The sequence below is a fragment of the Reyranella sp. genome, assembly GCF_050185545.1.
Lineage (GTDB): Bacteria > Pseudomonadota > Alphaproteobacteria > Reyranellales > Reyranellaceae > Reyranella.
In genome coordinates this window covers 75,276-100,438 of sequence record NZ_JBFWZI010000001.1, presented here as the reverse complement: position 1 = coordinate 100,438, position 25,163 = coordinate 75,276, and the positions used below count along the sequence as shown (strand labels likewise).

At 66.0% G+C, this 25,163-nt stretch carries 23 protein-coding genes; 10 read left to right on the top strand and 13 right to left on the bottom strand.

Going from position 1 to position 25,163, the window contains the following annotated elements; genetic code table 11:
* Nucleotides 1–9: 9 nt before the first annotated feature.
* Nucleotides 10–1,302: an RsmB/NOP family class I SAM-dependent RNA methyltransferase gene (locus AB7O82_RS00490; protein ID WP_428543287.1), complete on the bottom strand. Its 1,293-nt coding sequence runs from the start codon at nucleotides 1,300–1,302 to the stop codon at nucleotides 10–12.
* Nucleotides 1,303–1,389: 87 nt separating this feature from the next.
* On the opposite strand from AB7O82_RS00490, the gene AB7O82_RS00485 reads away from it, so the two are divergent.
* A complete protein-coding gene (locus tag AB7O82_RS00485; protein WP_428543289.1) occupies nucleotides 1,390–3,117 on the top strand; it encodes an ABC transporter ATP-binding protein/permease in 1,728 nt (575 codons plus the stop codon).
* Nucleotides 3,118–3,344: 227 nt separating this feature from the next.
* Here AB7O82_RS00485 and AB7O82_RS00480 read toward each other — a convergent pair whose 3' ends face one another.
* Nucleotides 3,345–3,788: a cupin domain-containing protein gene (locus tag AB7O82_RS00480; RefSeq protein WP_428543291.1), complete on the bottom strand. Its 444-nt coding sequence runs from the start codon at nucleotides 3,786–3,788 to the stop codon at nucleotides 3,345–3,347.
* 110 nt (nucleotides 3,789–3,898) lie between these two features.
* Here AB7O82_RS00480 and AB7O82_RS00475 point away from each other — a divergent pair, with 110 nt between their 5' ends.
* A complete protein-coding gene (locus AB7O82_RS00475) occupies nucleotides 3,899–4,537 on the top strand; it encodes a helix-turn-helix domain-containing protein (RefSeq protein WP_428543293.1) in 639 nt (212 codons plus the stop codon).
* Nucleotides 4,534–5,019, top strand: a complete 486-nt coding sequence (locus tag AB7O82_RS00470; protein ID WP_428543295.1) for a cupin domain-containing protein — start codon at nucleotides 4,534–4,536, stop codon at nucleotides 5,017–5,019. The genes AB7O82_RS00475 and AB7O82_RS00470 overlap by 4 nt, the downstream gene beginning before the upstream one ends.
* Before the next feature lie 92 nt (nucleotides 5,020–5,111).
* On the opposite strand, the gene AB7O82_RS00465 is transcribed toward AB7O82_RS00470, so the two are convergent.
* From AB7O82_RS00465 to AB7O82_RS00425, 9 genes are all read right to left on the bottom strand, one after another.
* Nucleotides 5,112–5,525: an MAPEG family protein gene (locus tag AB7O82_RS00465; protein ID WP_428543297.1), complete on the bottom strand. Its 414-nt coding sequence runs from the start codon at nucleotides 5,523–5,525 to the stop codon at nucleotides 5,112–5,114.
* An 85-nt stretch (nucleotides 5,526–5,610) separates the two neighbouring features.
* A complete protein-coding gene (locus tag AB7O82_RS00460) occupies nucleotides 5,611–6,096 on the bottom strand; it encodes an SRPBCC family protein (protein ID WP_428543299.1) in 486 nt (161 codons plus the stop codon).
* Nucleotides 6,093–6,410, bottom strand: coding sequence for an ArsR/SmtB family transcription factor (locus AB7O82_RS00455; protein WP_428543301.1), 318 nt, complete (start codon nucleotides 6,408–6,410; stop codon nucleotides 6,093–6,095). Before AB7O82_RS00455 ends, AB7O82_RS00460 begins: the two co-directional genes overlap by 4 nt.
* 233 nt (nucleotides 6,411–6,643) lie before the next feature.
* Entirely contained in the window at nucleotides 6,644–7,648 is a 1,005-nt protein-coding gene (locus tag AB7O82_RS00450) for an NAD-dependent epimerase/dehydratase family protein (protein WP_428618381.1), read from the bottom strand.
* 18 nt (nucleotides 7,649–7,666) lie between these two features.
* Nucleotides 7,667–9,019 (bottom strand): nucleotide sugar dehydrogenase, encoded by a 1,353-nt coding sequence (locus AB7O82_RS00445; RefSeq protein ID WP_428618378.1) that lies wholly within the window; start codon nucleotides 9,017–9,019, stop codon nucleotides 7,667–7,669.
* A gap of 219 nt (nucleotides 9,020–9,238) precedes the next feature.
* Nucleotides 9,239–10,294: a 2-oxoacid:ferredoxin oxidoreductase subunit beta gene (locus AB7O82_RS00440; RefSeq protein WP_428618376.1), complete on the bottom strand. Its 1,056-nt coding sequence runs from the start codon at nucleotides 10,292–10,294 to the stop codon at nucleotides 9,239–9,241.
* Nucleotides 10,291–12,135, bottom strand: a complete 1,845-nt coding sequence (locus tag AB7O82_RS00435) for a 2-oxoacid:acceptor oxidoreductase subunit alpha (RefSeq protein WP_428543557.1) — start codon at nucleotides 12,133–12,135, stop codon at nucleotides 10,291–10,293. The genes AB7O82_RS00440 and AB7O82_RS00435 overlap by 4 nt, the downstream gene beginning before the upstream one ends.
* Complete coding sequence (locus tag AB7O82_RS00430; protein ID WP_428543559.1) at nucleotides 12,120–13,931, bottom strand: FAD-dependent oxidoreductase; 1,812 nt, start codon at nucleotides 13,929–13,931, stop codon at nucleotides 12,120–12,122. The genes AB7O82_RS00435 and AB7O82_RS00430 overlap by 16 nt, the downstream gene beginning before the upstream one ends.
* A gap of 157 nt (nucleotides 13,932–14,088) precedes the next feature.
* Nucleotides 14,089–14,826, bottom strand: a complete 738-nt coding sequence (locus AB7O82_RS00425; RefSeq protein ID WP_428543561.1) for an AraC family transcriptional regulator — start codon at nucleotides 14,824–14,826, stop codon at nucleotides 14,089–14,091.
* Between the two features lie 224 nt (nucleotides 14,827–15,050).
* On the opposite strand from AB7O82_RS00425, the gene AB7O82_RS00420 reads away from it, so the two are divergent.
* On the top strand, nucleotides 15,051–16,238 hold the full coding sequence (locus AB7O82_RS00420) for an MFS transporter (RefSeq protein ID WP_428543563.1): 1,188 nt from the start codon (nucleotides 15,051–15,053) through the stop codon (nucleotides 16,236–16,238).
* 116 nt (nucleotides 16,239–16,354) lie between these two features.
* Here AB7O82_RS00420 and argJ read toward each other — a convergent pair whose 3' ends face one another.
* Entirely contained in the window at nucleotides 16,355–17,608 is a 1,254-nt protein-coding gene (gene argJ, locus AB7O82_RS00415; RefSeq protein ID WP_428543565.1) for a bifunctional glutamate N-acetyltransferase/amino-acid acetyltransferase ArgJ, read from the bottom strand.
* A 216-nt stretch (nucleotides 17,609–17,824) separates the two neighbouring features.
* On the opposite strand from argJ, the gene AB7O82_RS00410 reads away from it, so the two are divergent.
* A complete protein-coding gene (locus AB7O82_RS00410) occupies nucleotides 17,825–18,799 on the top strand; it encodes a Bug family tripartite tricarboxylate transporter substrate binding protein (protein ID WP_428543567.1) in 975 nt (324 codons plus the stop codon).
* Nucleotides 18,800–18,910: 111 nt separating this feature from the next.
* Here the strand turns inward: AB7O82_RS00410 and AB7O82_RS00405 are convergent, their stop codons facing one another.
* Complete coding sequence (locus AB7O82_RS00405) at nucleotides 18,911–19,228, bottom strand: MmcQ/YjbR family DNA-binding protein (protein WP_428618373.1); 318 nt, start codon at nucleotides 19,226–19,228, stop codon at nucleotides 18,911–18,913.
* A gap of 47 nt (nucleotides 19,229–19,275) precedes the next feature.
* Between AB7O82_RS00405 and AB7O82_RS00400 the strand changes: the two genes are divergently transcribed.
* The 5 genes from AB7O82_RS00400 (at nucleotide 19,276) to AB7O82_RS00380 (ending at nucleotide 25,162) form a co-directional block, all read left to right on the top strand.
* Complete coding sequence (locus tag AB7O82_RS00400; protein ID WP_428543571.1) at nucleotides 19,276–21,234, top strand: alkyl/aryl-sulfatase; 1,959 nt, start codon at nucleotides 19,276–19,278, stop codon at nucleotides 21,232–21,234.
* Nucleotides 21,235–21,326: 92 nt separating this feature from the next.
* Nucleotides 21,327–22,637: an ABC transporter substrate-binding protein gene (locus AB7O82_RS00395; RefSeq protein ID WP_428543573.1), complete on the top strand. Its 1,311-nt coding sequence runs from the start codon at nucleotides 21,327–21,329 to the stop codon at nucleotides 22,635–22,637.
* Between the two features lie 24 nt (nucleotides 22,638–22,661).
* Nucleotides 22,662–23,420: an ABC transporter ATP-binding protein gene (locus AB7O82_RS00390; protein ID WP_428543575.1), complete on the top strand. Its 759-nt coding sequence runs from the start codon at nucleotides 22,662–22,664 to the stop codon at nucleotides 23,418–23,420.
* A 17-nt stretch (nucleotides 23,421–23,437) separates the two neighbouring features.
* Complete coding sequence (locus tag AB7O82_RS00385) at nucleotides 23,438–24,220, top strand: ABC transporter ATP-binding protein (RefSeq protein WP_428618392.1); 783 nt, start codon at nucleotides 23,438–23,440, stop codon at nucleotides 24,218–24,220.
* Between the two features lie 60 nt (nucleotides 24,221–24,280).
* The gene (locus AB7O82_RS00380; protein WP_428543579.1) at nucleotides 24,281–25,162 is read left to right on the top strand and encodes a branched-chain amino acid ABC transporter permease; all 882 of its coding nucleotides are present in this window, start codon (nucleotides 24,281–24,283) and stop codon (nucleotides 25,160–25,162) included.
* Nucleotide 25,163: the final 1 nt, after the last annotated feature.

Sequence of the window (25,163 nt, the reverse complement as noted above, 5' to 3'; positions counted from 1 at the left end):
AATGAGCCGTTACGCCGCCTTTACCAGCCGCGCGACATAGAAGCCGTCGAGGCCGCCGCGGGCAGACCACATCGAGGGCAGTGTGCGGACGTCGCCGGCGGGCGTCACGGCGTCGCCGAGGTCGGGCAGCTCGGCCGGCACGATCTTGCGCCGTGACAGGCGAGTGTCCCGCGCGAGCAGGGCCTCGATCCGCGCCGGGCCTTCGTCCTCCTGCAGGGAACACACGGCATAGACCAGCGTGCCGCCGGGCTCGAGCAGGCTCGTTGCGTGTGCCAGCAGCCTGTCCTGCGTCAGGGTGAGGCGGGCGATGTCGTCCTCGTCCTTCAGCCAGGCGATGTCGGGATGGCGCCGCAGGGTGCCGGTGCCGGAGCAGGGGGCATCGAGCAGGACGGCATCGAATGGCGCCTCCGGTGTCCATTTGCTTGCATCCGCCGTCACCAGCTCGGCCGACAGGCCGGCACGCTGCAGGTTCTCGCCCAGGCGTGCCATGCGACGGGCGGAGATGTCGACGGCGGTGACGCGGGCCCCGAGCGCGCAGAGCTGCAGGGTCTTGCCGCCGGGTGCGGCACAGAGATCGGCGACGCGCTTGCCGGAGACATCGCCCAGCAGCCGGGCGGGCAGGGTGGCGGCCGCATCCTGCACCCACCATCCGCCCTCGGCGAAGCCCGGCAGTTCGGTGACGGCGCCGCCACCGCGCCGGCGGATCGTGCCGGTAGCGAGCAGCTCGCCTTCCAGCCGGGCCGCCCAACCCTCGGCATCGGTACGCGGCGTCAGGTCGAGCGGGGCCTCGATCAGGTGGGCGGCGGCGATCGCCCGCGCGACCGGCTCGCCGTAGCTCTCGGCCCAGCTCTGCCACAGCCAGTGCGGCGTATTGAGGCGCGCCGGATCGCGATCGCCGAGCAGGGCCAGACCCTCACCCGAGACCCGCCGCAGAACGGCATTCGCCAGCCCCTTGAGGTGCGGCCGGCCGGCGTCGACCACCAGCCGCACGGAAGTGTCGACGGCGGCATGGGCCGGCGTGCCGAGGAACAGCAGCTGGGCTGCACCGAGCCGCAGCACGTGGCGGCCGACCGCATTGGCGCCCTCGGGCGGGCGCTCCACGAGGTGGCCGAGCACGGCATCGATCTCGCCCAGGCGGCGCAGCGTCGTGGCCAGCAGGAGGTGGACGAAGGCGCGGTCCCGCGGATCGAGGCCGGGAAAGCCGGGGTGGCGCGCCAGCGCGTCGTCCAGCGGCTGACCCTTGTCGAGGCAGGCCACCAGCACATCGAGCGCGACGCGCCGGGAGGCGAGCGTTGCATCCATTGGACGGCGCTATAGCCCCCTGCGTCGCGAATGTCATGGTCCGGCCGCCACGCGGGCGGGTAGGGTGCCCGTCGAAAGGATTCGGGCATGAAGCGAGTTGGATCGTATCTCGGCGATTGGCGGCGGCTGGTCATGCCCTATTTCAGGTCCGAGGAACGCTGGATCGCCTGGTCGCTGTTGATCGGCGCCATCGTGCTGACGCTTTCGGCGGTGGCGGTCGACGTCGCCTACAACGAATGGAGCCGGCGCTTTTTCGACACCCTCCAGAACAAGGACGAAGCCGGGTTCTGGCAGGAGATGATCAACTTCTCGTGGATTGCCGGCCTCACCATCGCCTTCGCCATCGCCCGCGGGCTGGTCAGCCCCTATCTGCGGCTGCGCTGGCGGCGCTGGCTGACGGGCCGGTATCTCGCCCACTGGCTCGACGGCCGCGGCTACTATCGCATCGAGCTCGAACGCAAGATCGACAACGCCGACCAGCGCATTGCCGAGGACCTGGAGAGGCTTGGCCTTTACACCATGCAGCTGCTGCTGGGCGTGATCGGCGCGACTGCTACCTTGGTGTCGTTCCTGTTCATCCTGTGGCAGCTCTCCGGTTCGCTGTCGCTCGCCTTCGTCGGCATCGATGGCGCTGTACCGGGCTACATGGTGTGGGTGGCGTTGATCTATGCCTTCGTCGGCACCTATCTCGCCAACATGGTCGGACGCCGGCTTATCCCGCTCAACTTTGCCCAGCAGGCGCTCGAGGCCAATTTCCGTTTCTCCCTGGTGCGTGTGCGCGAGAACGCCGAGGGCATTGCGCTCTATCGTGGCGAGCCGGCCGAGCAGACCAATCTGGTCGAACGCTTCCAGGCCGTGTTCATGAACGGGTGGCGCGTCCTGGTGACGAGCCTTCAGCTCAACTTTTATCAGACCGGCTATGCGCAGATCGCCATCATCTTCCCGTACCTGGTGACCGGCCCGCGCTTCTTCGAAGGCGCCATTACGCTCGGGGTCATGACGCAGACGGCGCAGGCGTTCGGGCAGGTCCAGACCGCCTTGTCCTTCTTCATCGACAACTATGCGACCCTGGCCGAGCTGCGTGCAGTGATGGATCGTCTCAATGGTCTGCACGCCGCGATCGAGCAACGCCCTGCCACGACGATCGACGTCGCCGCCGAGCAGGGCCGGGCCGATGTCGGCGCCGACGGCCTGACGCTCAGCCTGCCCAACGGCCAGGCGCTGCTCAGCGACACGAGCTTCGCCTTGCCGCGCGGTCGGTCGACACTGATCACCGGTGCGAGCGGATCGGGCAAGAGCACCCTGTTTCGCGCGCTGGCGGGGATCTGGCCGTTCGGCGATGGCCACGTCCGTGTGCCGGCCGGCGCCCGCGTGCTGTTCCTGCCGCAGAAGCCCTACATCCCCATCGGCACGCTGCGCGCCGCCGTGAAATATCCCGACGAGAGCTCGGCGGCGAGCGACGCGGACATTGCGGCGGCGCTCGAGGCCGCGCGGCTCAGTCCGCTTGTCGGGCGCCTCGACGAGGTGGCGCACTGGACCTACGTTCTCTCGGGCGGTGAGCAGCAGCGGCTGGCTGTCGCGCGCGCCTTGGTCTTCAAACCCGACTGGCTGTTCCTCGACGAGGCGACGGCCTCGCTCGACGAGCCGACCGAGGCGGCGATCTACAGCGAGCTGAAGCGCCAGTTGCCGAACACCACCATCGTCTCGATCGGCCATCGCCCGTCGCTGCGCCAGTGGCACGAGCGCGAGGTCGTACTTCGGCGGACGTCCGGGGAGGTGGGCCGATTGCTTGAAGTGAAAGCCGCGACGGCGTAGATTATCCTCATCGCGCAGGGCACTCGCACCTGGCAAGAAATTCCGTCATCCCGACCGGAGCCGAGCGCAGCGCCTGCCCTGAGCGCAGTCAAAGGGAGGCGTAGCGGAGGGACCTCTTTTCTTTCCGCATCAGCAAGGAAGGTCCCTCGGCTGCGCCGCCCTTTGGGCGGCTCTGCTCGGGCGGTTTTTTGTGGGCGAATGCCCTGCCCGAGGAGGGAGATGAACTCTCAATGCTCGAGGTCGACCTCTTCGGCTGGCGGCGCGACCCTGAGGTTCATGCGGCCGTCGTAGATCGGCCGGCTGCCCGTGGTGGGGCCGGGGTACTGGACGAACAGGACGGTGCCGCCGGTCTCCGTGCGCATCTCGTCCTCGAAGTGCGGATCGGCCATGTAGACCACGGTCCCCGGGCCGTACTTGTGATGGCCCATCTGGAACTCGCCCTCGATGATGTACCAGATCTGCGCAAAGTCGTGCTTGTGGAAGGGGAAGCCGGCACCGGGCTCGTAGCGCAGGAAGCCGGCGTTGGGCGTCGTCGGATCGTCCGCGGTTGGATGGAACAGGAACTTCGTGGCGTTGCGGAAGCGGCCCATCTCCCAAGCCATCTCGTCGGGATGCTTGAACTGCGGGGCGTGATGGCGGCCCGTTTCCCGGTTCTTCAGCGGTGCGGTCATGGCGGTTTCCTCCGGTTGCCTCGGATCATGCCATTGGCGGTGGCAGCATGCACTTGCTTCGGAGGAAAGAAAACTTGCCTTCTTGGAAAGTCCGGGAGCACAATCGCGCAATGGACAAGGTCGAACGTACCGCCCGCGAGGCCGGCCGTCGTCTGCGCAGCGCCCGTCTCGGTGCCGGCTTGACGCTGGCCGACGTCGCCAACCGGGCCGGCGTTTCCGAAGGCTTCCTGTCGAAGCTCGAGCGCGGACACAGCAACGCCTCGATCGCCAACCTGCTGCAGCTCACCGACGTGGTCGGTCTCGGGCTCGACGAGCTGTTCGGCGGCGCCGCGACGCCGGCCCGGACGCGCGTTTCGATTCATCGCGGCCATGCGCCCAGGTTCCAGGAGGTCGCGGCGACCGGCTACCTCTGGCAGTCGCTGGGTGGTGGCGCGCCACTCGATCGCCTGGAGGTCTTTCATCTCGTGTTCCCGGCAAAGGCTCGGATGGAAGCGATGGTGTCGCATCCGGGCCAGGAGCATTGCTACGTGCTGTCGGGCGAGGTCCGCTTCTTCGTCGGCGAGGAGCAGCATCGGCTGAAGGCCGGCGACGCGATCTTCATCGATTCGCAGCAGCCCCACCGGGCCGAGAATGCCGGTCGCGGCAAGGCCCACATGCTGATGGCCGTGACCAGGTCCACCGAATCCGCCGAGGCGCCCGACTGGTGGCGCCTAGCCTCGTCCCCCCAACCCGAGGAGCCCCAACGATGAGCAAGGACATTCCCGATAGCGCGACCGCAAATGCCGCCCTCACGACGTCGCGCGAGGCCTCTCGCAAGGACCATCTGCCCTGGCAGGTCCGGCACGTCGACGATATCGATTGGGAGACGATCCGCTGGCCGGGCGAAACCGGCAAGATGCTGTTTCATCCGCGGCCCGAGAGCCCGACCGAGCCCAATGCCGGCATCCTGCGCCTGGAGCCGGGCGCCTTTCATCCGGAGCACTATCACGGCTTCGCGCAGGTCTGGTACGTGCTCAAGGGCGAGTTCACCATCGGCGGCAAGCGCTGCACGCCGGGTTCCATGCTGTTCCATCCCGACCCGCACTTCGAAGGCGAGTTCCACACCGAAAGCGGCGGCGAGATCCTGATCGTTCAGTATCCCGGCCCGACGACCGGCGAGCGACCGATCTATGCCGGCCGCTTCAACATGGACAAGCGCAGGGCGGTGGCCGACGAGCGGGTCGATCTTTGAATGCCGTCCGCGGAGTCGATGAAACTGAGAAGCAGGAAGTACAAGACACGGCTGCCGATCCGAACAATTCCGAGCCGCAGCCACGAGGTCGCTCAGTAGATGGCTGCCCAGCCGGTCACGACGACAAGAACCAGGGTGACCAGTGCTCCCGAGACGTAGAGAACGGTCCTGAGGCTGCCCCCTTTTGCGGCGTTGCCGCCGCGCAGATAGACCGCCAGGTGAGCCAGCCGAATCGCGACATGGAGCCAGATCAGCACCGCCAGGGTAGCCGGCCTGACACCCACCATCATTGCCAGCACGGCCGGCACGACGAAAGGCGCCAGCGCCTCCACGGAGTTCATGTGCACGCGGTCGATGCGGTAGAGCGAGTTCCCGTCATCGGCCGGGAGCAGCGGACCGGACAGCGCTCCGGCACGGCCTTTGGACACTCCCGAATAGATTGCCAGAAGGAGGGACAGTAGACAGAGGGCGAGCACTCCGATGACGCTCAAGGTGTAGGCTTCCATGCTGATCTCTGCTGCTTGACAGTAACGGGACCGGGGGCAGTTCCGGCGCGCGATGTTCAGGTCGACGGCGGCGCACGTGCGGCCGTCAGGCCTGGCGGGCAAACAGGCCTGCGAAACGCCGCACATAGAGCGGCCAACCCTGATCCCCGGCAACACCATCGCGGACGCTTTCCCAGCCCCCGCCGTGGCGCTCGAGACTCCGGTGCTCGAGATCGACGCGGGTCCGGTTCGCCGTCTCGGCAGTGAACCGCACTTCCCACTCGCTGGTCTTGTTCGGATCGGTCTCGATCTGCCATTGCGGGCTGATGTCCCAGCTCAGGAGCACCCGCTTGGGGGGCTCGTAGGCCAGTACGCGCGCCCAGCGACACTCGCTGCCGTCGATGCCGCGGTCATAGATGTGGCCGCCGACCCGAGGCTCGAACACCGTCTCGGCAATCTGGACGCCGAGCAGGTTGTGCTCAGGAGGCTTGAAACTGCCGAACTGCTCGGTGAAGACCTTGAAGGCACGCTCGATAGGCGCCTCGACCACGACGGACTGTTTCACGGACGTGATGGGTACCCGGGTATTCATCGTGACTCCTCTGGCGGTTGTTCGACGGCGACCTTGTAGGCAGCCAGGGTCTTGCTCCAGAACCGGTCGAGCCAAGCGCGCATCTGGCCAAGCCCGTGCGGGTCGATGTGGTAGACGTTGCTGGCGCCCCTCGGCTCGGCGCGGACCAGCCGCGATTCGCGCAGCACCTTGAGATGTTGTGAGACCGCGGATTGCGAGACCGTCACCGCCCGCGTGATCTCCGCCACGGAGCGGGGGCGCTCCCCGACGAGTTCGAAGATCGCCCGACGGGTCGGGTCGCCAAGCGCCGCGAGCTGAAGGATGTCATCAGCCATGACTTATGATTAGTATATACTAATGATAAGAGTCAAGCGACGGGCCCACCCTGGTGGCGCGCCGTCATTCACAAGGGGGAGGTGAGCCTGCTCAGGTGCTGTCCGCAACACCATTGGCCGGAGGGAGGGGGAATCTCCCCGATGCCGATGCAGGGTATTCGCCTATGGCAAAAAATTCCGTCATCCCGAGCGGAGCCGCCCGGAGGGCCGTGCCGTCTGGGGACCTTTCTTGCTCAGGCTCGATAGTACGCGCGATACCACCGGACGAACTCGCCAAGGCCGAGCGAAAGCGGTGTCGCCGGCCGATAGCCGATCAGAGCGTCGATGAAGTCGGTCGAGGCCTCGGTGCGCAGCACGTCGCCGGGCTGCATCCCCATGTAGTTGCGGATGGCCTTCCTGGCGGTCGCCCGTTCGATCTCGGCGACGAAGTCGAGCAGCTTCACCGGATGGCGGCCGCCGATATTGACGATCCGATAGGGCGCGGCCGGGCTCGACGAATCGGTCGATACCGTCCTCAGGCTGCCGCGGATGGGAGGAACGTCGCAGAGTCGGACGATCGCCTCGACGAGATCGTCGATATAGGTGAAGTCCCGCTCCATCTGGCCGTGGTTGTAGATGTCGATCGGACGGCCGGCGAGAATGCGTTCGGTGAACTTGAAGTAGGCCATGTCCGGCCGGCCCCAGGGGCCATAGACGGTGAAGAAGCGGAACAGGGTGGTCGGTATGTCCCACAGATGGGCATAGGAATGGGCGATCGCCTCGACCGCCTTCTTCGAGGCGGCATAGAGAGTCAGCGGATGGTTCGCGGGAGCCGTCTCGGCGAGCGGAAAGTCGGTGCTGTCGCCGTAGACCGAGCTCGTCGAGGCGATCAGCAGATGGCGCGGCCGCGAGCGGCGGCAGAGCTCGACCAGGTTGAAGCTGCCGACGATGTTCGACTCGATGTAGGCACGCGGATTCTCGAGGCTGTAGCGCACGCCGGCCTGGGCGGCGAGGTGGAGCACGATGTCGGGGGCCGCCTGCTCGTAGAGGGCGCCGAGCCGGTCGGCCTCCTCAAGCATGCAGACGTGTGATCGAAAGGAGCCAAAGTGGGCGAGCTCGGCGTGCCGGGCCTGCTTGAGCCCGCGATCGTAGTACGGTGTCATGCCGTCTATGCCCGTAACCTGGTGGCCGAGCTCGAGCAGCCGACGCGCGAGGTGGAAGCCGACGAAGCCAGCCGTGCCGGTTACAAGGCAGCGCATGATCGGCGTTCCGTGCGGCTAGGCCTTGACGACATGCCCGCCCACGGCGCCGGTGCGGGCGCAGACATTGCGGGTGTCTATGACCAGATGCGACCAGGCGACGAGGCTCACGTAGTCGACGGCGTCGTGATCGGTGCAGATGATCGCCGCATCGAAGCCCGACACGACGTCCCTGGTCAGCGGCACCGAGCGCCGCCCGGCGAACTCGGCGTGCTCGCGCGTAATCGGGATCTCGGCGACCATGGGATCATGGAATTCCAGGTGAACGCCGCGCTTCTCCAGCAGCTCCATGATCTTGAAGGCCGGGCTCTCGCGCGTGTCGTCGACGTTCTTCTTGTAGGCCACCCCCAGGATCAGCATGCGGGCCCCCTTGGGAGCGCGCCCGGCATGATCGCTCAGGGCCTCGATGGCGCGCGTGACCACACGCATGGGCATCGCCGTATTGATCTCGCCGGCCAGCTCGACGAAGCGGGTGGTGACGTCGAACTCGCGCGCCTTCCATGTGAGGTAGAAGGGGTCGATGGGGATGCAATGGCCGCCCAGGCCCGGACCGGGGTAGAACGGCATGTAGCCGAACGGCTTGCTCTTGGCCGCCTCGATCACCTCCCAGACGTCGATTCCCATCGCCTCGAAGACGATCTTGAGCTCGTTCACGAGGGCGATGTTGACCGAGCGGAAGATGTTCTCGGTGAGCTTGACCGCCTCGGCGGCCTCCAGCGAGGACACTGGCACGGTGCGCGTCACGACCTCGTCATAGAGCGCGCAGGCGAGGCCGAGCGCCTCGGCCCCGTCGCCACCCACCACCTTGGGGATGGCCGCGGTCGAGAAGCTCGCGTTGCCCGGATCCTCGCGCTCGGGCGAGTAGGCGAGGAAGAAATCGCGGCCCGACTTCAGGCCGCTGCGCTCCAGGATCGGCCGCACGACGTCGCGCGTGGTACCCGGATAAGTCGTCGATTCGAGGACGACGAGCTGGCCCGGCCGCAGATGGGGCAGAACCGTTTCGGTGGTGCGGACAACGAAGGTGAGGTCGGGCTCGCGCTGCGGGGTGAGCGGCGTCGGCACGCACAGGATGATGGCATCGCACTCGGCGAGGCGGCCGAAGTCGGTCGTCGCGGCGAGATGGCCGGTCCCGCGCAGTTCGGCGATTTCCCCGGTGCCGATATGACTGAGGTAGGAGCTGCCGGCGTTGATCAGCTCGACCTTGGCCGGATCGATGTCGAAGCCCAGGACATTGAAGCCCTTGCGTCCCATTGTGCAGCCGAGCGGCAGGCCGACATAGCCGAGGCCGATCACGCCGATGGTCGCCCGGTGCGTCTTGAACCGGTCGATCAGGGCCGATACCGACGGCTCCGGCTGGCGCCCTTCATCCATCCCTGCCCCCACGCACGCCGACTCCCGCCCGCCGGCCCTTCGGCCGCTTGTAGGGTGGGCGATTCGCGCTGTCAAAGTCGGGGAAATTCATGCGGACCGCGGGCGTCTCGCCCGCTCATGGTTCATGATCATGAGTGGGCGAGACGCCCGCGGTCCGCATGAGGCATGGCGCTTCCCCAGCGGAGTTGCCAGGGAGTGGAGCTGGGGAGGAGCGCGAGATCAGCGCAGACTGGCGTTGATGCGCTCGAGCGCCGCCGGGCCGGGGCAGAGATCGGCGGTGCCGAGGGTGTTGAGCGGCTGAGGCACTGTGTTCAGATGGTGGTGCAAGTCGCGCGGCGTGGGATCGACATAGAGCAGGCCGGTCACCACCTCGCCGGCAGCCAGCCCTTCCTGGACGCGCTTCATGGCGGCGATCTTGTCGGACGGATCGTAATCCTCGCCGAGCTTGCGCAGGCGCAGGAACGAGCCGTCGTGCTGCTGCACCGTCGTCACCGTGCCGGGATCGTACTGTGTGGTGATCTCCTCGCGGCCCTCGATGAAGTCGAGCCGGTTCAGCGCCTCGTTGTGCTCGCGCACGTACTCGTAGCTCTTGGTCGAGCCGGCGTGGTTGTTGAAGGCCACGCACGGGCTGATGACGTCGAGGAAAGCCGCACCGCCGTGCGCCATGGCGGCCTTGATCAGCGGCACCAGCTGGTGCTTGTCGCCCGAGAAGGAGCGGCCAACGAAGCTGGCGCCCATCAGGATGGCGAGCGAGACCAGGTCGATCGATTCGTCGGAATTGGCCACGCCCTTCTTGCTGATCGAGCCCTTGTCGGCGGTCGCCGAGAACTGCCCCTTGGTCAGGCCGTACACGCCGTTGTTCATGACGATGTAGGTCATGTTGACGCCGCGGCGCATGATGTGGGCGAACTGACCGAGGCCGATCGAGGCCGAATCGCCGTCGCCCGACACGCCCATGTAGATCAGGTCGCGGTTGGCGAGGTTGGCGCCGGTCATCACCGACGGCATGCGGCCGTGCACGGTGTTGAAGCCGTGGCTGGCGCCGACGAAGTAGGTCGGCGCCTTGGACGAGCAGCCGATGCCGGAAAGCTTGGCCACCTGGTGCGGCTGGATGTCGAGCTCGAAGCAGGCCTGGATGATGGCGGCGCTGATGGAATCGTGGCCGCAGCCCGCGCACAGGGTCGACACGGCGCCTTCGTAGTCGCGCCGCGTGTAGCCAGCCTTGTTCTTGACCAGCGAGGGATGGTGCAGCTTGGGCTTGGCAATGTAGGTCATGACGCCGCTTTCTCGAACGGAACAACCTTGAGCTGGCCGAGCTTCTTGGCGATGTCGGCCGCGATGAAGCGCGCCGTGATCGGCGTGCCGTCATAGTGCAGGACGGGAACCAGCTTGCGCGCGTCCAATGTGAACTCGTTCATGATCATGGAACGCAGCTGGCCGTCGCGGTTCTGCTCGACCACGAACACCTTGTCGTGCTCGTGGATGAAATCCTCGACCGACTGGGCGAACGGGAAGGCGCGCACGCGCAGCGCATTGACATGGTCGCCGCCCTCCTCGAGATGGTCGAGCGCCTCGGACATCGCCGGGCTGGTCGAGCCGAAATAGATCACGCCGAAGCGCGTCGGCTTGGGCGCGGCGTAGCGCAGCGGCTGCGGCGCGATCCTGCGCGCCGTGTCGAGCTTCTTCAGCAGCCGCTCCATGTTGCGCACGTAGACCGGGCCTTCCTCGGAGTAGCGCGCGTACTCGTCCTTGGTCGTGCCGCGGGTGAAGTAGGAGCCCTTGCTTGGATGCGTGCCAGGGTAGGTGCGGTACGGGATGCCGTCGCCGTCGACGTCGAGGTAGCGGCCGAAATTCTTGCCGGCCTCCAGCTCCTCGGCGGTCATCACCTTGCCGCGGTCGAGCTGGCGCGTCTCGTCCCACTCGAAGGGCTGGCACAGCCGATGGTTCATGCCGATATCGAGATCGGTCATGACGAACACCGGAGTCTGCAGCCGGTCGGCGAGATCGAGCGCGTCGGCGGTGAAGTCGAAGCACTCCTTGGGGTCCTCGGGGAACAGCAGGACGTGCTTGGTGTCGCCGTTGGAGGCGTAGGCGCAGCTCAGCAGGTCGGATTGCTGCGTGCGGGTCGGCATGCCGGTCGACGGCCCGCCGCGCTGCACGTTGACGATCACGGCCGGCACCTCGGCGAAGGAGGCGAGGCCGATGAACTCGGTCATCAGCGAGATGCCCGGCCCCGACGTGCTGGTGAAGGCGCGCGCGCCGTTCCAGGCCGCGCCGATCACCATGCCGATCGAGGCGAGTTCGTCCTCGGCCTGGACGATGGCGTACTTGGCCTTGCCGGTCTCCTTGTCGTGGCGCAGCCGCTTGCAATGCGCCTGGAAGGCTTCGGCGAGCGACGAGGAGGGCGTGATGGGGTACCAGGCGCACACCGTGGCGCCGCCATAGACGGCGCCCAGCGCGGCGGCGTTGTTGCCCTCGACGAAGATGCGGTCGCCGACATTGTCGGCCTTGCGGACCTTGAGCTTCACGCTGTCGGGATCGATGTGCTGCTTCACCCAGTCGCGGCCGAGATTGAGCGCCTTGACGTTGGAATCGAGCAGCTTCTCCTTGCCCTTGAACTGCTCTCCGAACAGCCGCTTGATCTCGTTGTCGTCGATCTCGAGCAGCACCGAGAGCGCGCCGACATAGATGATGTTCTTGAACAGCTGGCGCTGGCGGGCGTCGGTATAGGTGGCATTGGTGATCGCCGTCAGCGGCACGCCGATGATGTTGATGTCGTCGCGAAACATAGAAGCCGGCATCGGCTTGGTGCTGTCGTAGAACAGGTAGCCGCCGGGCTCGATCTCCTTGACGTCCTGCGCCCAGGTTTGCGGGTTCATTGCGACCATCAGGTCGACGCCGCCGCGCCGGCCGAGCCAGCCCTTTTCGGTGACCCGCACCTCGTACCAGGTCGGCAGGCCCTGGATGTTGGACGGGAAGATGTTGCGCGGGCTGACGGGCACGCCCATGCGCAGGATCGAGCGTGCAAACAGTTCGTTGGCGCTGGCCGAGCCGGAGCCGTTGACGTTGGCGAACTTGACGACGAAATCGTTAACGGCGGCTAGTGCTTGCGGCATGCGTGCTCCGCGTGTGTCATTTCCATGTAATACTTGCGCATGTCCCACGCGCCGGTCGGGCAGCGTTCGGCGCACAGCCCGCAATGCAGGCAGACATCCTCGTCCTTGACCATGATGCGGCCGGTCTTGAGGTCGTTGCCGATATAGAGATCCTGGCCGACATTGACGGCAGGCGCGTTGAGGCGCAGCCGCACGTCCTTCTCCTCGCCGTTGTCGGTGAAGGTGATGCAATCCATCGGGCAGATGTCGACGCAGGCGTCGCATTCGATGCACAGCGAGCCGGTGAACACCGTCTGGACGTCGCAGTTCAGGCAGCGCTGCGCCTCCTTGTAGGCGAGCTTGGGATCGAAGCCGAGCTCGACCTCCGCCATGATGTCCTTCAACGCATCGACCTTGGCGCGATGCGGGACCTTGAAGCGTTTATCGATCGTGGGATCGTTGTCGTAGCTCCACTCGTGGATGCCCATTTTCTGGCTGACGATGTTGACGCCCGGCGCCGGGCGCTCCTCGATGTTCTCGCCGATCAGCATCTTGTGGATGGAGATCGCCGCATCGTGGCCGTGCGCGGCCGCCCAGATGATGTTCTTGGGGCCGAAGGCTGCATCGCCGCCGAAGAAAACCTTGGGCTGGGTGCTCTGGAAGGTCGCCTCGTTGAGCTTGGGCAGACCCCACTTGTCGAACTCGATGCCGGCATCCTTCTCGATCCACGGGAAGGCGTTCTCCTGGCCGATCGCCACCAGGACATCGTCGCATTCGAAATGCTGATCAGGCTCGCCCGACGGCACCAGGCTGCGGCGTCCCTTGGCGTCGTATTCGGCGCGCACCTTCTCGAACAGCACGCCGGTGATCTTGCCGCCCTCGTGGGTGACTTCCTTGGGCACCAGGAAGTTCAGGATGGGGATGTCCTCGCCCATCGCGTCTTCCTTCTCCCACGGCGAGGCCTTCATCTCCTCGAAGCCGGAGCGGACAATCACCTTGACGTCCTCGCCACCCAGGCGCCGCGCGGTGCGGCAGCAATCCATCGCCGTGTTGCCGCCGCCCAGCACGATCACGCGCTTGCCGACGGACGTCGTATGGCCGAACGACACCGACGACAACCAATCGATGCCGATATGAATGTTGGCGGCGGCTTCCTTGCGGCCAGGCACCTCGAGCTCGCGACCGCGCGGCGCGCCGCAGCCGACGAACACGGCGTCGTAATTCTCGGCCAGCACAGCCTTGATCGAATCAACGCGCTGGTGGCGGAACTCGATATTGCCGATGTCGGTGATGAAGCCGACCTCTTCGTCGATCACCGACTCGGGCAGGCGAAAATGCGGGATCTGGGTGCGGATGAAGCCGCCCAGCTTGGGATCCTGATCGTAGATCACAATCTCGTAGCCCAGCACCGCAAGGTCGCGCGCTACCGTAAGCGAGGCCGGCCCGCCGCCGATGCAGGCGATGCGCTTGCCGTTCCTGGCCGGCGCCTTGGGCATGCGGACCGCGATATCGTCGTCCTTGTAGTCGGCGGCGACGCGCTTCAGCCGGCAGATCGCCACCGGCTCCTTCTTGCCCTTGACGAGATTTTCGTCCTCCACACGGCTGCGCCGGCATGCCGGCTCACAGGGACGGTCGCAGGTCCGGCCCAGGATCCCCGGGAAGACATTGGACTTCCAGTTGATCATGTAGGCGTCGGAGTAGCGCCCGTGGGCGATCAGCCGGATGTACTCGGGAACGGGGGTGTGAGCGGGGCAGGCCCACTGGCAATCGACCACCTTGTGGAAATAGTCCGGGGTCTTGATATCGGTCGGCTTCAACAGGAACTCCAGGCGCCGGATAGCTGCCGGGTGAATGACAGTTCAGGATAACGCAAAAGGGTCGCGCATTCAGAAGATTTGCACTGGGGACGTCAAGAACTCTGTGACCTAACCGGTTGCATTTACGGGATAAATCCCCACAGCTGTAAGGGCTTTGTCACGATCGCGGCCAGTAGTCGCTGGGCGAGGCGCCGGCGGCCCGACGGAACATGGCGCTGAAGGCGCTGATGCTGTCGTAGCCGAGATCCATCGCTACCCTGGTAACCGGCTGGCCGCTGCCGAGCCGCCCCATGGCCTCCAATAAACGCGCCTGTTGGCGCCACGCTGCAAAACTGAAACCGGTTTCGCGACGGAACAGCCGGGCGACAGTACGCGCGCTGGCGTTGACAGTATGTGCCCACGCCTCGAGCCCGCGGCGATCGCCGGGCGAGGCGAGCAGGGCGCTGCACAGGCTCCGGAGGCGCCGGTCGGTCGGCATCGGCAGGTCGAGCTTCAGGGCCTGCACGCCATGCAACTCTGCCACGATCAGGGCGACCACATGCCCGGCCGGCCCGCCCTCGTCGTATTGCAGGGGCAGCTCTGTAGCGCGCACGATCAGCTCGCGCAGAAGGGGCGAGACTGGCAGCACGCGGCAGCCCGACGGCATGCCGGTGGCGACATCATCGCGCAGGTAGAGCGTGCGCATGGTGACGCGGTCGAGCATCTCGATTCCATGCTCGACGCCCGGCGGCATCCACAGGGCGCGCTGCGGCGGCACCATCCACATTGCCGCACCGGTCGACACGCGCATCGTGCCGGCCGTGGCATAGATCAGCTGCGCCCGCTCATGGCGATGCGGGGCGATGACGAAATCGGCGGCGAAATCCTTCGGCATTGCCGCGACGGCACGCGCCACTCGCTGATAGTCCGCCGGGTCGGTCGATCTTTGTCCGTTTTGAGACATAAGTTGTCAGTCTCGCGAAAGCCGGACAGTGGTACCCGAAATTCTGGTGACGCTACTCGGTTGGGATGCGCCGCTTTGGACCGCGGGCGACGCGCCCGCACATGAGACGAGCGGGCGAGACGCCCGCGGTCCAAAGCGGCGACGTCCCGGTGGAAGAGAATCAGGGTGCGCGTCGCATGAGTCATTCCAGTCCCACGTCGATCCTGCTCAACATCGGTCACGCCATGGATCATTGGATCCTGGTGGTCTTCGCCTACAGCTGGGGCGTCATCGCCGGCGTCTGGGGCGTCGAGTGGACCGAGCTTACGCCGTTCAACTACGGCGCCCTGTTCATGTTTGGCGCCGGCTCGATCGTGAGTGGCCGGCTGGGCGACCATTGGGGTCGCTGGATCATGATGGTGATCTTCTTTGCCGGCATGGGCGTCTCGTCTCTGATCATCGCGCTCTGCACCAACAAGTGGGAGATCGGCGCGGCGTTGACGCTGATGGGCGCCTTCGCCTCGATCTACCATCCGGTCGGCATTCCCATGCTGGTGCAAAAGGCGCGCAACCCCGGCTTCACCATTGGTGTCAACGGACTGGTCGGCAACATGGGCATCGCCATCGCCGCCGGCCTCTCGGTCTATATCGCCCAGCGCTTCGGGTGGCAGATGGCCTTCATCCTGCCGGGCGTGATCTGCCTGGCCTGCGCCGTCGCGTTCGCCATTCTGGTGCCGCGCGAAGAGGTGGCGCCGGCCAAGCGCAAGCCCAGGATGAACGACCTGCCGCCGTCGGTGCTGGCGCGCATCTTCGCCATCATGACCTTCACGGCGGTGACGGGTAGCATCATCTTCAACTTCACCACCAATGGGAACGGCGAGCTGTTGCGCGAGCGGGTCAAGGGCGCGGTTCAGGATCCGGCCGAGCTCGCCATCATGCTGTTCGTCATCTTCTCGCTGGCCTCCTTGTCCCAGCTCGTGGTCGGCAAGCTGATCGACCGATTTCCGCTGAAGTCGGTCTACCTGCCCATCCTGTTCCTGCAGGTGCCGCTGTTCCTGATCGCCTCGCAGGTCGAGGATTGGGGCCTGTTCGTCACCGCCATCGGCTTCATGCTGCTGGTGTTCGGCGCCATTCCCTTCACCGACGCCATGATCGTGAAGTACATCGACGATCGCATGCGCAGCCGGGTCACCGGCGCCCGGCTGGCGATCGGCTTCGGCGTCAGCTCGATCGTCGTCGCCCTGATCGGGCCGACGGTGAAGGCGGCAGGCTTTCCGGTGGTGCTGATGGTGCTGGCCGGCGTTGCGTTCCTGGGCTTCTGCGCGATCTCGCTGCTGCCGGGAGAGCGCGCCATGAGCGCGGCCACGCTGAAGCCCGCCGAGTAGGCCGGCCGGGTGCAGTGCCAGGGAGTCGCATATTACAAGAGCCGTCATCCCGAGCGGAGCAGCCCGAAGGGCTGCGCAGTCGATGCGAATGCCCTGGGTGCAGTGCGGCGCCGGGCTCAGCTCCGGTAGTTCGCGTTGATCCGGAAGTAGTCCTGCGTCAAGTCGCAGGTCCAGATCGTGGCGCGGCCCGGGCCGCCGACGCCCACGTCAACCCGAATGTCGATCTGGGGCGCTTTCATGTAGGCGGCGATCGTCCGCTCGTCGTAGCTCGCTGCGCGTTCGCCTTTCTCTGCGACGGCGTGATGGCCGAACCAGATCGAGAGACTGTCCCGGTCGGCGGCCTCGCCGGACTTGCCGACGGCCATGACGACGCGACCCCAGTTGGGGTCCTCGCCGGCGATCGCGGTCTTGACGAGGGGCGAGTTCGCGACCGACAGCCCGATGCGGCGGGCGGCGGCATCGCTTTCCGCCCCTTGTATCGTGAGCGTCACGAACTTCGACAGGCCTTCGCCATCCTTGGCGACCATGATCGTCAGCTCCTTCAGCAGGTCGTGAGTTGCCGCCGTGAACTCGGCGAGTGACGGGTCGCCGACCTCGTCGACCGGCTTCTGGCCGCGCTTTGCCGCGGCACCTGTTGCGAACATCAGGCACGTGTCGCTCGTCGAGGTGTCGCTGTCGATGGTCATGCAATTGAAGCTCGTCGCCGCACCACTTGTCACGATCTGCTGCAAGGCCGCTGCCGAGACCGCCGCGTCTGTGAACAGGAAACAGAGCATCGTCGCCATGTCGGGGGCGATCATGCCAGCACCCTTGCAGAAGCCGTTGATTGAGACCTCGACGTTTCCGATCCGTGCCTTGCGGGTCGCGAGCTTCGGATAGGTGTCGGTTGTCATGATGGCGCGCGCCGCCCTGGCCCAGGCATCGGCCGTTGCCGATTTGACGAGGCCGTCCAGCAGATGCCGGAACTTTCCCGCCTCCAGCGGTTCGCCGATGACTCCGGTCGATGCGAGGTAGACCTCGCTCCGGCTGCAGCCCGCGGCGTTCATGGCGAACTTGGCGGTCGTCTCGACCGCTTCCCGGCCTCTCTTGCCCGTGAAGGCATTGGCGTTGCCGGAGTTCACCACCAGGACGCGGGCCTTGCCGCTCTGGAGGCTCTGCCGGCACCATAGCACGGGCGCCGAGCCCGTCTTGGATTGGGTCAGCACACCTGCTGCGGCGGTACCCGGATCGAGCACGGCGACCATCAGATCGTCGCGGTGCTTGTAGCGAATTCCAGCCTCGCAGGCGGCGAAGCGAACGCCCTCGATTGGCGGCATGTCGGCAAGCTGACGGGGGGCGAAAGGGGAGACCTTGGCAGTGTCGTGGGTCATGACTCACACTCGAATCAGGCGCAGAAAACAAAAAAGCCGCGCTTGGGGGCGCGGCTTGCGGTCGGACGCAGCATGCGTCATCGCACTCGCGCTCTTCGGTTGGTGCGGCGGCGACGTCGAATCTGCATCCGGAGGTTCGTCATGACGCCGAGAAGTGCGCTATCCTCCAAATCCATGTCAAGACAATAGTCTGGTCAAGCAGACGCGAGGGGAACGATGCTGAAGAGACGTAGTGTGCTTGCGGGAGCGGCCGGCTGGACGATCGTGGGCGCGTCATCCGTGCGGGCGCAGACCTGGCCCAGCCAGCCGATCAAGATTGTCGTGCCTTACATCCCGGGCGGCGCTACGGACACGACCGGCCGCATCCTCGCCGAGAGGATGACGGCGCTGCTCGGCCAGCAGGTGATCGTCGAGAATCGTGGCGGCGGCAACACCATCATCGGCATGGAGCTAGTGGCCAAGTCCAGGCCGGACGGGCATACGCTGCTGCTCGGCACCACGACGCTGGCGACCAACGCCGCGCTCGGTTTCAAGCAGCCCTTCGATCCGCTGAATGACTTTCAGCCCATCTCGACCTTGGTCGACATCACCGATCTGGTCGCCCTCGGCAACGACCTGCCGGCGCGCACCTATGCCGAGTTCGCCGACTGGGTCAACAAGCAACCGCAGAAGGTGCGCTTCGCGACGTCGGGCATCGGCAACCAGCCCCATCTCTGGATGGAGCTGTTCAAGACGCGCAACAAGCTCAACATGGAAGTCGTCGCCTACAAGGGCGCGGCCGATGCCATCCGCGACGTGCTGGCCGGGCACGTGCCGATGATATGCGACGTGGTGCTGCCGACCGGCAATCACGTGAAGGCCGGGCGCATGAAGGGGTTGGTCGTTGCGTCGAAGGAGCGCTCCACGGTGTGCCCCGACGTGCCGACCGTGATCGAGCTCGGCATGCCCGACATGGAGAGCGCCGTGTTCTTTGGCCTGGTCGCGCCGGCCGGCGTACCGCGCCCGATCGTCGACCGCCTGAACGGCCTGGTTCACCAGGTGATCAGCGATGCGGACGTGAAGCGCAGGTTCGCCGATCTCGGCTTCTTTACCACCGGCAGCACGCCGGAGGCCTATCTCGAGAAGATCAAGTTCGAGACTGCGCGCTGGACCAAGGTCGTGAAGGACAACAACATCAAGGTCGAGGGGTAGGGGCACCAACGCCGGGCGCCATGTTCTTCCGGACCGCGAGCGTCTCGCTCGCTCATGGATTCACATGAGCGAGCGAGACGCTCGCGGTCCGGAAGAGCATGATCGTCCCCGTTACCGCTTCGTCTCCATGGCGCGCAGCAGGAGCTTCTTGAGGTCGACCGCGCTCAGCCGGTCGAGCCGCGCCAGCACCATCGGATAGCCGATGTAGTGATTCGTGACGAAGAAGGTCTCGGGGTCGGCTTGAAGCAGGTGATCGCGCGTGGCGTCGCCGACCTTGAGCACGATCGAGGCACCGTCCTGGTGCAGGCGGGCGAGCAGCTTGCCACGGCAGCGCCACGCCGGCGTGCCGTACGACGTGCCTTCCTCGATGCCCGGGAGGGCGGCCACCGTGCGCCGGATGGCGTACAGGGAGAGCTTGCGCTTGGCCATGGCTGGCCCGCAAAGTGCGCCGCCGCGTCAGTGGGGGGAAGAGACAAATGGCAACCGCTTCGGCCGTTCCGGTTCCGGGATCGCATCTCGACGTCGCGCGTGACGCCGAGCCCGCGACGCGGGCCGCCAATGCGGCGATGACCGCCAAGCTGCCGTTCGGGGAGACGGCGGACTTCGAGGCGGCCAGGCGCGGCCTGATCGCACCGGTGCCCGAAGGCCTGGTGCGCACGGGCAGCGGCACGGTCCTGTGGAACCTCGGCGAGTACGCCTTCATCGACGGCGAGCTGGCGCCGGCCACGGTCAATCCCAGCCTGTGGCGCCAAGCGCGTCTCAACCTCGCCAACGGACTGTTCAAGGTCACCGACCGGCTCTACCAGCTGCGCGGCTTCGACATCTCCAACATGACCGTGATCGAGGGCGACAGCGGCCTGATCGTCATCGATCCGCTGACCACTGCCGAGGTCGCGCGGGCCGCACTGGCGCACTACCGCGCGCACCGGGGGGACAGGCCGGTCGTGGCGGTCATCTACACCCACAGCCACGTCGATCATTATGGCGGCGTGCGCGGCATCGTCGACGAGGCGGACGTCAAGGCGGGCAACGTAGAGGTGATCGCGCCCGACGGCTTCATGGAGGCGGTGTCGGGCGAGAACGTGCTCGCCGGTATGCCGATGGCGCGACGGGCGCAATTCCAGTTCGGCACCCTGCTGCCGCGCGGTCCGCGCGGGCAGGTCGACGCCGGCCTGGGAAAGGGCGTCGCGCGCGGCACGGTCGGGCTGATCGCCCCGACACGAAGCATCGTGCAGCCGGTCGAGGAGCACACGATCGACGGCATCCGCATCGTCTTCCAGCTCGCACCGGAAACCGAGGCGCCGGCCGAGATGCACATGTTCTATCCGCAGCTCCGCGTGCTCAACATGGCGGAGAATGCCTGCCCGCTGCTGCACAACTTCATTCCGCTGCGCGGCGCCGTGGCGCGCGATCCGCGGATCTGGGCGAAGTACATCGGCGACGCCATCGCCTTCTACGGCGCCGACACCGACATCCTGATCGGGCAGCACCATTGGCCGACCTGGGGCCGGGAGGCGATCCTCGATCACCTCGAGTCCCAGCGCGATCTCTACAAGCACGTCCACGACCAGACCCTGCGCCTGATGAACAAGGGCTGGCGTCCGGCCGAGATCGCCGAGGCGATCGATCTGCCGCCCGGGCTTGCCGAACGCTGGTCGGTGCGTGGCTACTACGGCACGGTCAATCACAACGTGAAGGCCGTCTACCAGCGTTATCTCAGCTGGTACGATGCCAATCCATGCAACCTGCATCCGCTGCCGCCGGCGCCGGCGGCGCGAAAATTCGTCGAGTACATGGGCGGTGCGGCGGCGGTGATCGCGCGCGCCAGGGCCGACTTCGCCAGGGGCGAGTATCGCTGGGTGGCGCAGGTCATGAAGGAAGTGGTCTACGCCGAGCCCGACAACATCGAAGCGCGCACGCTCTGCGCCGATGCGCTGGAGCAGATGGGCTACCAAGCCGAATCGGCGACCTGGCGCAACGCCTTCCTCTATGGCGCCCAGGAGCTGCGCCACGGCGTGTTCCAGGTGCCGGCGCGTGGACCCGGGATGGGCGCCGACATCCTGGCCGGTCTCAGCACCGACATTTTCTTCGACCTCATCGCCATCCGGCTCGATCCAGCCAAGGCGGCCGGCCAGTCGATGATCCTCAACTGGCACTTCACCGACCGGGCCGAGAAGCTGGTGCTGACCCTCAGGCATTCGACGCTGACGCACCGGATGAACGAATGGTCCGATAAGGCGACGGCGTCGATCACGACCACGCGCGAGACGCTCGACGCCATCGTGCTGCAGCGCTTGGCGGCCCCCGAGGCGCTCATGTCGGGCAAGCTCAGGATCGAGGGCGATCTCTCGCGGCTTCCCGCGCTGTTCGCCATGCTCGATCAGCAGATGCGCATGATGTTCGACATCCTGACGCCGGGCGAAGGCCGCAGCTGACGCGCCACTCTTGACATCCGACTGTCTCGCCCGTGTGATGGCGGACAACAAGAGACGCCTCAGCGTCTGGTGTGCACTCCAGGGAGGGCTTGATGTCCAAGGGAAGGTTTGCCCGTTTGGTGAGCGGCGTGGTGGCGGTCACCGCGGCGCTGGGTCTGGCGATGACGGCCGAAGCCCAGGAGAAGAAGCTCAAGATCGGTGTCGTCTACGATCTCACCGGCCCGTTGGCCGGCGGCGGTTCCGAGCTGCAGTATATCGGCGCCAAGATCGTGCTCGACCAGTTCACCAAGACTGGTGTCGAGGGCTACAAGATCGAGGCGGTCTACGCCGATGCGCAGAGCAAGCCCGATGTCGCCATCAACGAGGCGGTGCGCCTCGTCGAGCAGGAAAAGGTCGACATGCTGCTGGGCTTTTACTCGTCGGCACAGTGCGTGCCGGTGGCCGCCCGCGTCGAGCAGCTGAAGAAGTTCATGTGGATCACCACCTGCATCTCATCGGCCGTGCTCGAGAACCGAAATCTCAAGTATGTCTTCCGCGCCCAGCCGAGCGGCCAGCAGTTCGGCCTGATGACGATGGACTTCATCAACCAGAACGCCAAGTCGAAGCTCGGCAAGGAGCCGAAGGACCTGCGCGTAGCCATCATCCACGAGGACGGCGCCTATGGCGTCGATGTCGCCAAGGGCAACGAGGCCGGCGCCAAGAAGGCGGGCTTCAACATCGTGCTCAAGGAAGGCTATTCGGCCACCGCGCCCGACCTGTCGGCGCTGGTCACCAAGCTCAAGCGGGCGCGGCCGGACGTGGTCTTCCATACCGGCTACAATCCGGACATCACCCTGCTGCTGCGCCAGGCGCGCGAGCAGGGGCTGAAGTTCCAGACCCTGGTCGGCCACGGCGCGGGCTACGGCGTCTACGAGAAGCTCAAGGAAGGCCTGGGCAAGGACGTCAACTACTTCTTCAACGCCGATCCGATCTCGATCTGGCTGACCAACCAGAAGGCGCTCGAAGCCAAGCTCCCGCCCGAGATCAAATATGTCGGCGAGGAGTTCGACAAGGTGAAGCCCGGCGTCGCGATCCGCTCCGCCCATGTCGGCATGGCGGCCTCCAACACCTACCTGTTCCTGACCGACGTGCTGCCGCGCGCCATCAAGAAGTACGGCGGTATCGACTCCGAGGCGCTGCGCAAGGCGGCGCTCGACACCGACATTCCCGAGGGCGGCACGATGCTGGGCTTCGGCGTCAAGTTCGAGGGCGAGGGCAAGCCGATGGCCGGCCAGAACGACCGCGCCTTCCCGGTCGTCATCCAGTACGTCGACGACAAGTCCTACGTCGTGTGGCCGAAGAGCCAGGCACAGCGCGAGGCCGTGCTGCCGCTGCCGGCCGGCACGACCTACAGCAACAAGTAGGCGGGACGGAAGAAAGTCGCCGCAGTGCTCGTTGTCGAGGGGTTGGTAAAGCGTTTCGGTGGCTTCACGGCCGTCAGCAACGTGTCGTTCAAGGTCGATCAGGGCGAGATTCTCGGCCTGATCGGCCCCAATGGCTCGGGCAAGAGCACGATCTTCAATATGCTGTCGGGGACGTTTCCGCCGACCGCCGGCTCGATCACCTTCGAGGGGCGCGAGATTGCCGGCCTGGCGCCCCATCGCATCATCAATCGCGGCATCGGCCGCACCTTCCAGATCCCGCGCCCGTTCCGCCGCCTCTCGATCTTCGAGAACGTGGCGCTGGCCGGTTTCTACGGTCAGGGCGGGCACAGCCGGTCGAGGGCCGACCAGGCGGCAGAGCGGGCGCTCGCCATGGTCGGCCTGCCGACCGCTCGCGGCGCCACCGTCGACGGTCTGGGCGCCGCCGGGCTGAAGAAGCTCGAGCTCGCCAAGGCGCTGGCCACCGGTCCCAAGCTCCTTCTGGCAGACGAAAGCCTGGGCGGGCTCGACGAATCGGAGATGGACCAGGCGGCCGACATGCTGCGAAAGATCCGCGACGAGCTCGGCATCACCATCATCTGGGTCGAGCACATCATGGGTGTGCTGATGCGCGTGGTCGATCGCGTCATGGTGCTCGATCACGGCGAGAAGATCAGCGAGGGCCTCCCCAGCTCGGTGTCGAACGATCCGCGGGTGATCGAGGTCTATCTCGGCACCGACGCCCAGGCGACCCAGGAAGCGGCAGCGGCCGAGCGGCGGCGCTGACCATGGCGGCCTCGAGCATGCTCGAACTCGACAAGGTCGATGCCGGCTACGGCAGCTTCCAGGCGCTGTTCGGCGTCAGCCTCGACGTCAGGGCCGGCGAGGCGGTCGGCGTGATCGGCCCCAACGGCGCCGGCAAGACCACGCTGATGCGGGTGATCTCGGGGCTTATCCGGCCGACCAGGGGCACCATCGCCATGGAGGGGACCGATGTGGTGGCGACGGCCGCCCATCGCATCGTCAGCCTCGGCATCGCCCACGTTCCCGAGAACCGTCGGCTGTTTCCGCGGCTCACCGTCGAGGACAACCTCAAGATGGGGGCGTTCATCCCCGAAGCGCGGCGCAAGTTCGCCGCGCGCCTCGAGGTGGTGTTCACGCTGTTCCCCCGCCTCAAGGAGCGGCGCAACCAGCTCGCCGGCACGATGTCCGGCGGCGAGCAGCAGATGTGCGCGATCGGGCGGGCGCTGATGAGCGACCCCAAGCTCCTCCTGCTCGACGAGCCGTCTGCCGGTCTGGCGCCGGTGGTGGTCCAGCAGGTGTTCGAGCTGGTCAAGCGTATCCGTGCCGGCGGGCTCACGGTGCTGATCGTCGAGCAGAACGTCCAGCAGGTCCTGCGCGTCGTCGACCGCGCCTACCTGCTCGAAGCCGGCACCATCCGCGCCTCGGGAACTGCCGCCGAGATGATGGAGAGCGACACCATCAAGCTGGATTACCTGGGTGTTTTGGGGTTATTCTGCACCGCGGGCGTCTCGCCCGCTCTACCTCATGAGCGGGCGAGACGCCCGCGGTCCAGAAGAGCATGACGCGCGACTTTGGCGGAGTTTACTCCGCCACCAGTCGCGCGCCCCCAGCGGGAGAAGTTGATGGACTCATTCCTCGAGCTTTTCGACATCTACCTCGTCGAGGCGATGATCAACGGCATCCTGTTGGGCGGCGTGCTCGCCCTGCTGGCGCTCGGGCTCAACCTGATCTTCGGCGTCATCGACGTCACCTGGATCTGCTACGCCGAGCTGGTGATGATCGGCATGTACGGCATGTACTACCTCGTACAGTACTATGGCCTGTCGTATTACCTCGCGGCGCCGCTGGCGATCATTCTGGTGGCGGCCCTGGGAGCGCTGCTGCACTTCCTGGTGATCGAGCCGTTGCTGTCGGGGCCGCCGATCAACCAGCTGCTCGCCACCGGCGGCGTGCTGTTCGTGCTGCAGAGCTTCGCCACCGTGGCGTTCGGCATCGACTTCCGCAATCTCGGCATCCGCCTGCCGGTGCTGGCGTTCGGCGAGATGCATTTCAGCTACTCGCGCCTGCTCGCCTTCGGTGCGGCCGCCGTGGGCATGATCGTGGTCTACTTCTTCATGAAGCGGACCTATATCGGCACCGCCATCCGCGCCATCGCCCAGGATCGCCAGATCATGGCCCTGATGGGCGTTGACACGCGGCGGATCTATCTCATCACCTCGGCGCTGGGCGGCGCGCTGGCCGGCCTGGCGGCCTGCCTGCTGGTGCTGCAGTACGACGTCCATCCTTTCGTCGGCCTGTCGTTCGGGCCGATCACCTTCCTGATCTGCGTGCTGGGCGGGCTGGGCAATTTCGTCGGTGGCTTCGCCGCCTCCTTCCTGTTCGCCCAGATCATCTCGCTGGGCGGCCTGTTCTCCGATCTCGAGTGGGGCTACGTGCTGGCCTTCGCCTTCTTCATCCTGATGATGTTCATCCGGCCGGCCGGCCTGCTGGCGAAGCGCCAATGAA

Bases quoted from the DNA above. Each gene is read 5' to 3' on its own strand.
- argJ (WP_428543565.1), bottom strand. From the start codon at position 17,608: ATGACCCACGACACTGCCAAGGTCTCCCCTTTCGCCCCCCGTCAGCTT.
- AB7O82_RS00480 (WP_428543291.1), bottom strand. From the start codon at position 3,788: ATGACCGCACCGCTGAAGAACCGGGAAACGGGCCGCCATCACGCCCCG.
- AB7O82_RS00460 (WP_428543299.1), bottom strand. From the start codon at position 6,096: ATGAATACCCGGGTACCCATCACGTCCGTGAAACAGTCCGTCGTGGTC.
- AB7O82_RS00385 (WP_428618392.1), top strand. From the start codon at position 23,438: ATGCTCGAACTCGACAAGGTCGATGCCGGCTACGGCAGCTTCCAGGCG.
- AB7O82_RS00485 (WP_428543289.1), top strand. From the start codon at position 1,390: ATGAAGCGAGTTGGATCGTATCTCGGCGATTGGCGGCGGCTGGTCATG.
- AB7O82_RS00490 (WP_428543287.1), bottom strand. From the start codon at position 1,302: ATGGATGCAACGCTCGCCTCCCGGCGCGTCGCGCTCGATGTGCTGGTG.
- AB7O82_RS00395 (WP_428543573.1), top strand. From the start codon at position 21,327: ATGTCCAAGGGAAGGTTTGCCCGTTTGGTGAGCGGCGTGGTGGCGGTC.
- AB7O82_RS00380 (WP_428543579.1), top strand. From the start codon at position 24,281: ATGGACTCATTCCTCGAGCTTTTCGACATCTACCTCGTCGAGGCGATG.
- AB7O82_RS00450 (WP_428618381.1), bottom strand. From the start codon at position 7,648: ATGCGCTGCCTTGTAACCGGCACGGCTGGCTTCGTCGGCTTCCACCTC.
- AB7O82_RS00440 (WP_428618376.1), bottom strand. From the start codon at position 10,294: ATGACCTACATTGCCAAGCCCAAGCTGCACCATCCCTCGCTGGTCAAG.
- AB7O82_RS00420 (WP_428543563.1), top strand. From the start codon at position 15,051: ATGAGTCATTCCAGTCCCACGTCGATCCTGCTCAACATCGGTCACGCC.
- AB7O82_RS00470 (WP_428543295.1), top strand. From the start codon at position 4,534: ATGAGCAAGGACATTCCCGATAGCGCGACCGCAAATGCCGCCCTCACG.
- AB7O82_RS00475 (WP_428543293.1), top strand. From the start codon at position 3,899: ATGGACAAGGTCGAACGTACCGCCCGCGAGGCCGGCCGTCGTCTGCGC.
- AB7O82_RS00445 (WP_428618378.1), bottom strand. From the start codon at position 9,019: ATGGATGAAGGGCGCCAGCCGGAGCCGTCGGTATCGGCCCTGATCGAC.
- AB7O82_RS00455 (WP_428543301.1), bottom strand. From the start codon at position 6,410: ATGGCTGATGACATCCTTCAGCTCGCGGCGCTTGGCGACCCGACCCGT.
- AB7O82_RS00400 (WP_428543571.1), top strand. From the start codon at position 19,276: ATGGCAACCGCTTCGGCCGTTCCGGTTCCGGGATCGCATCTCGACGTC.
- AB7O82_RS00410 (WP_428543567.1), top strand. From the start codon at position 17,825: ATGCTGAAGAGACGTAGTGTGCTTGCGGGAGCGGCCGGCTGGACGATC.
- AB7O82_RS00405 (WP_428618373.1), bottom strand. From the start codon at position 19,228: ATGGCCAAGCGCAAGCTCTCCCTGTACGCCATCCGGCGCACGGTGGCC.
- AB7O82_RS00435 (WP_428543557.1), bottom strand. From the start codon at position 12,135: ATGCCGCAAGCACTAGCCGCCGTTAACGATTTCGTCGTCAAGTTCGCC.
- AB7O82_RS00465 (WP_428543297.1), bottom strand. From the start codon at position 5,525: ATGGAAGCCTACACCTTGAGCGTCATCGGAGTGCTCGCCCTCTGTCTA.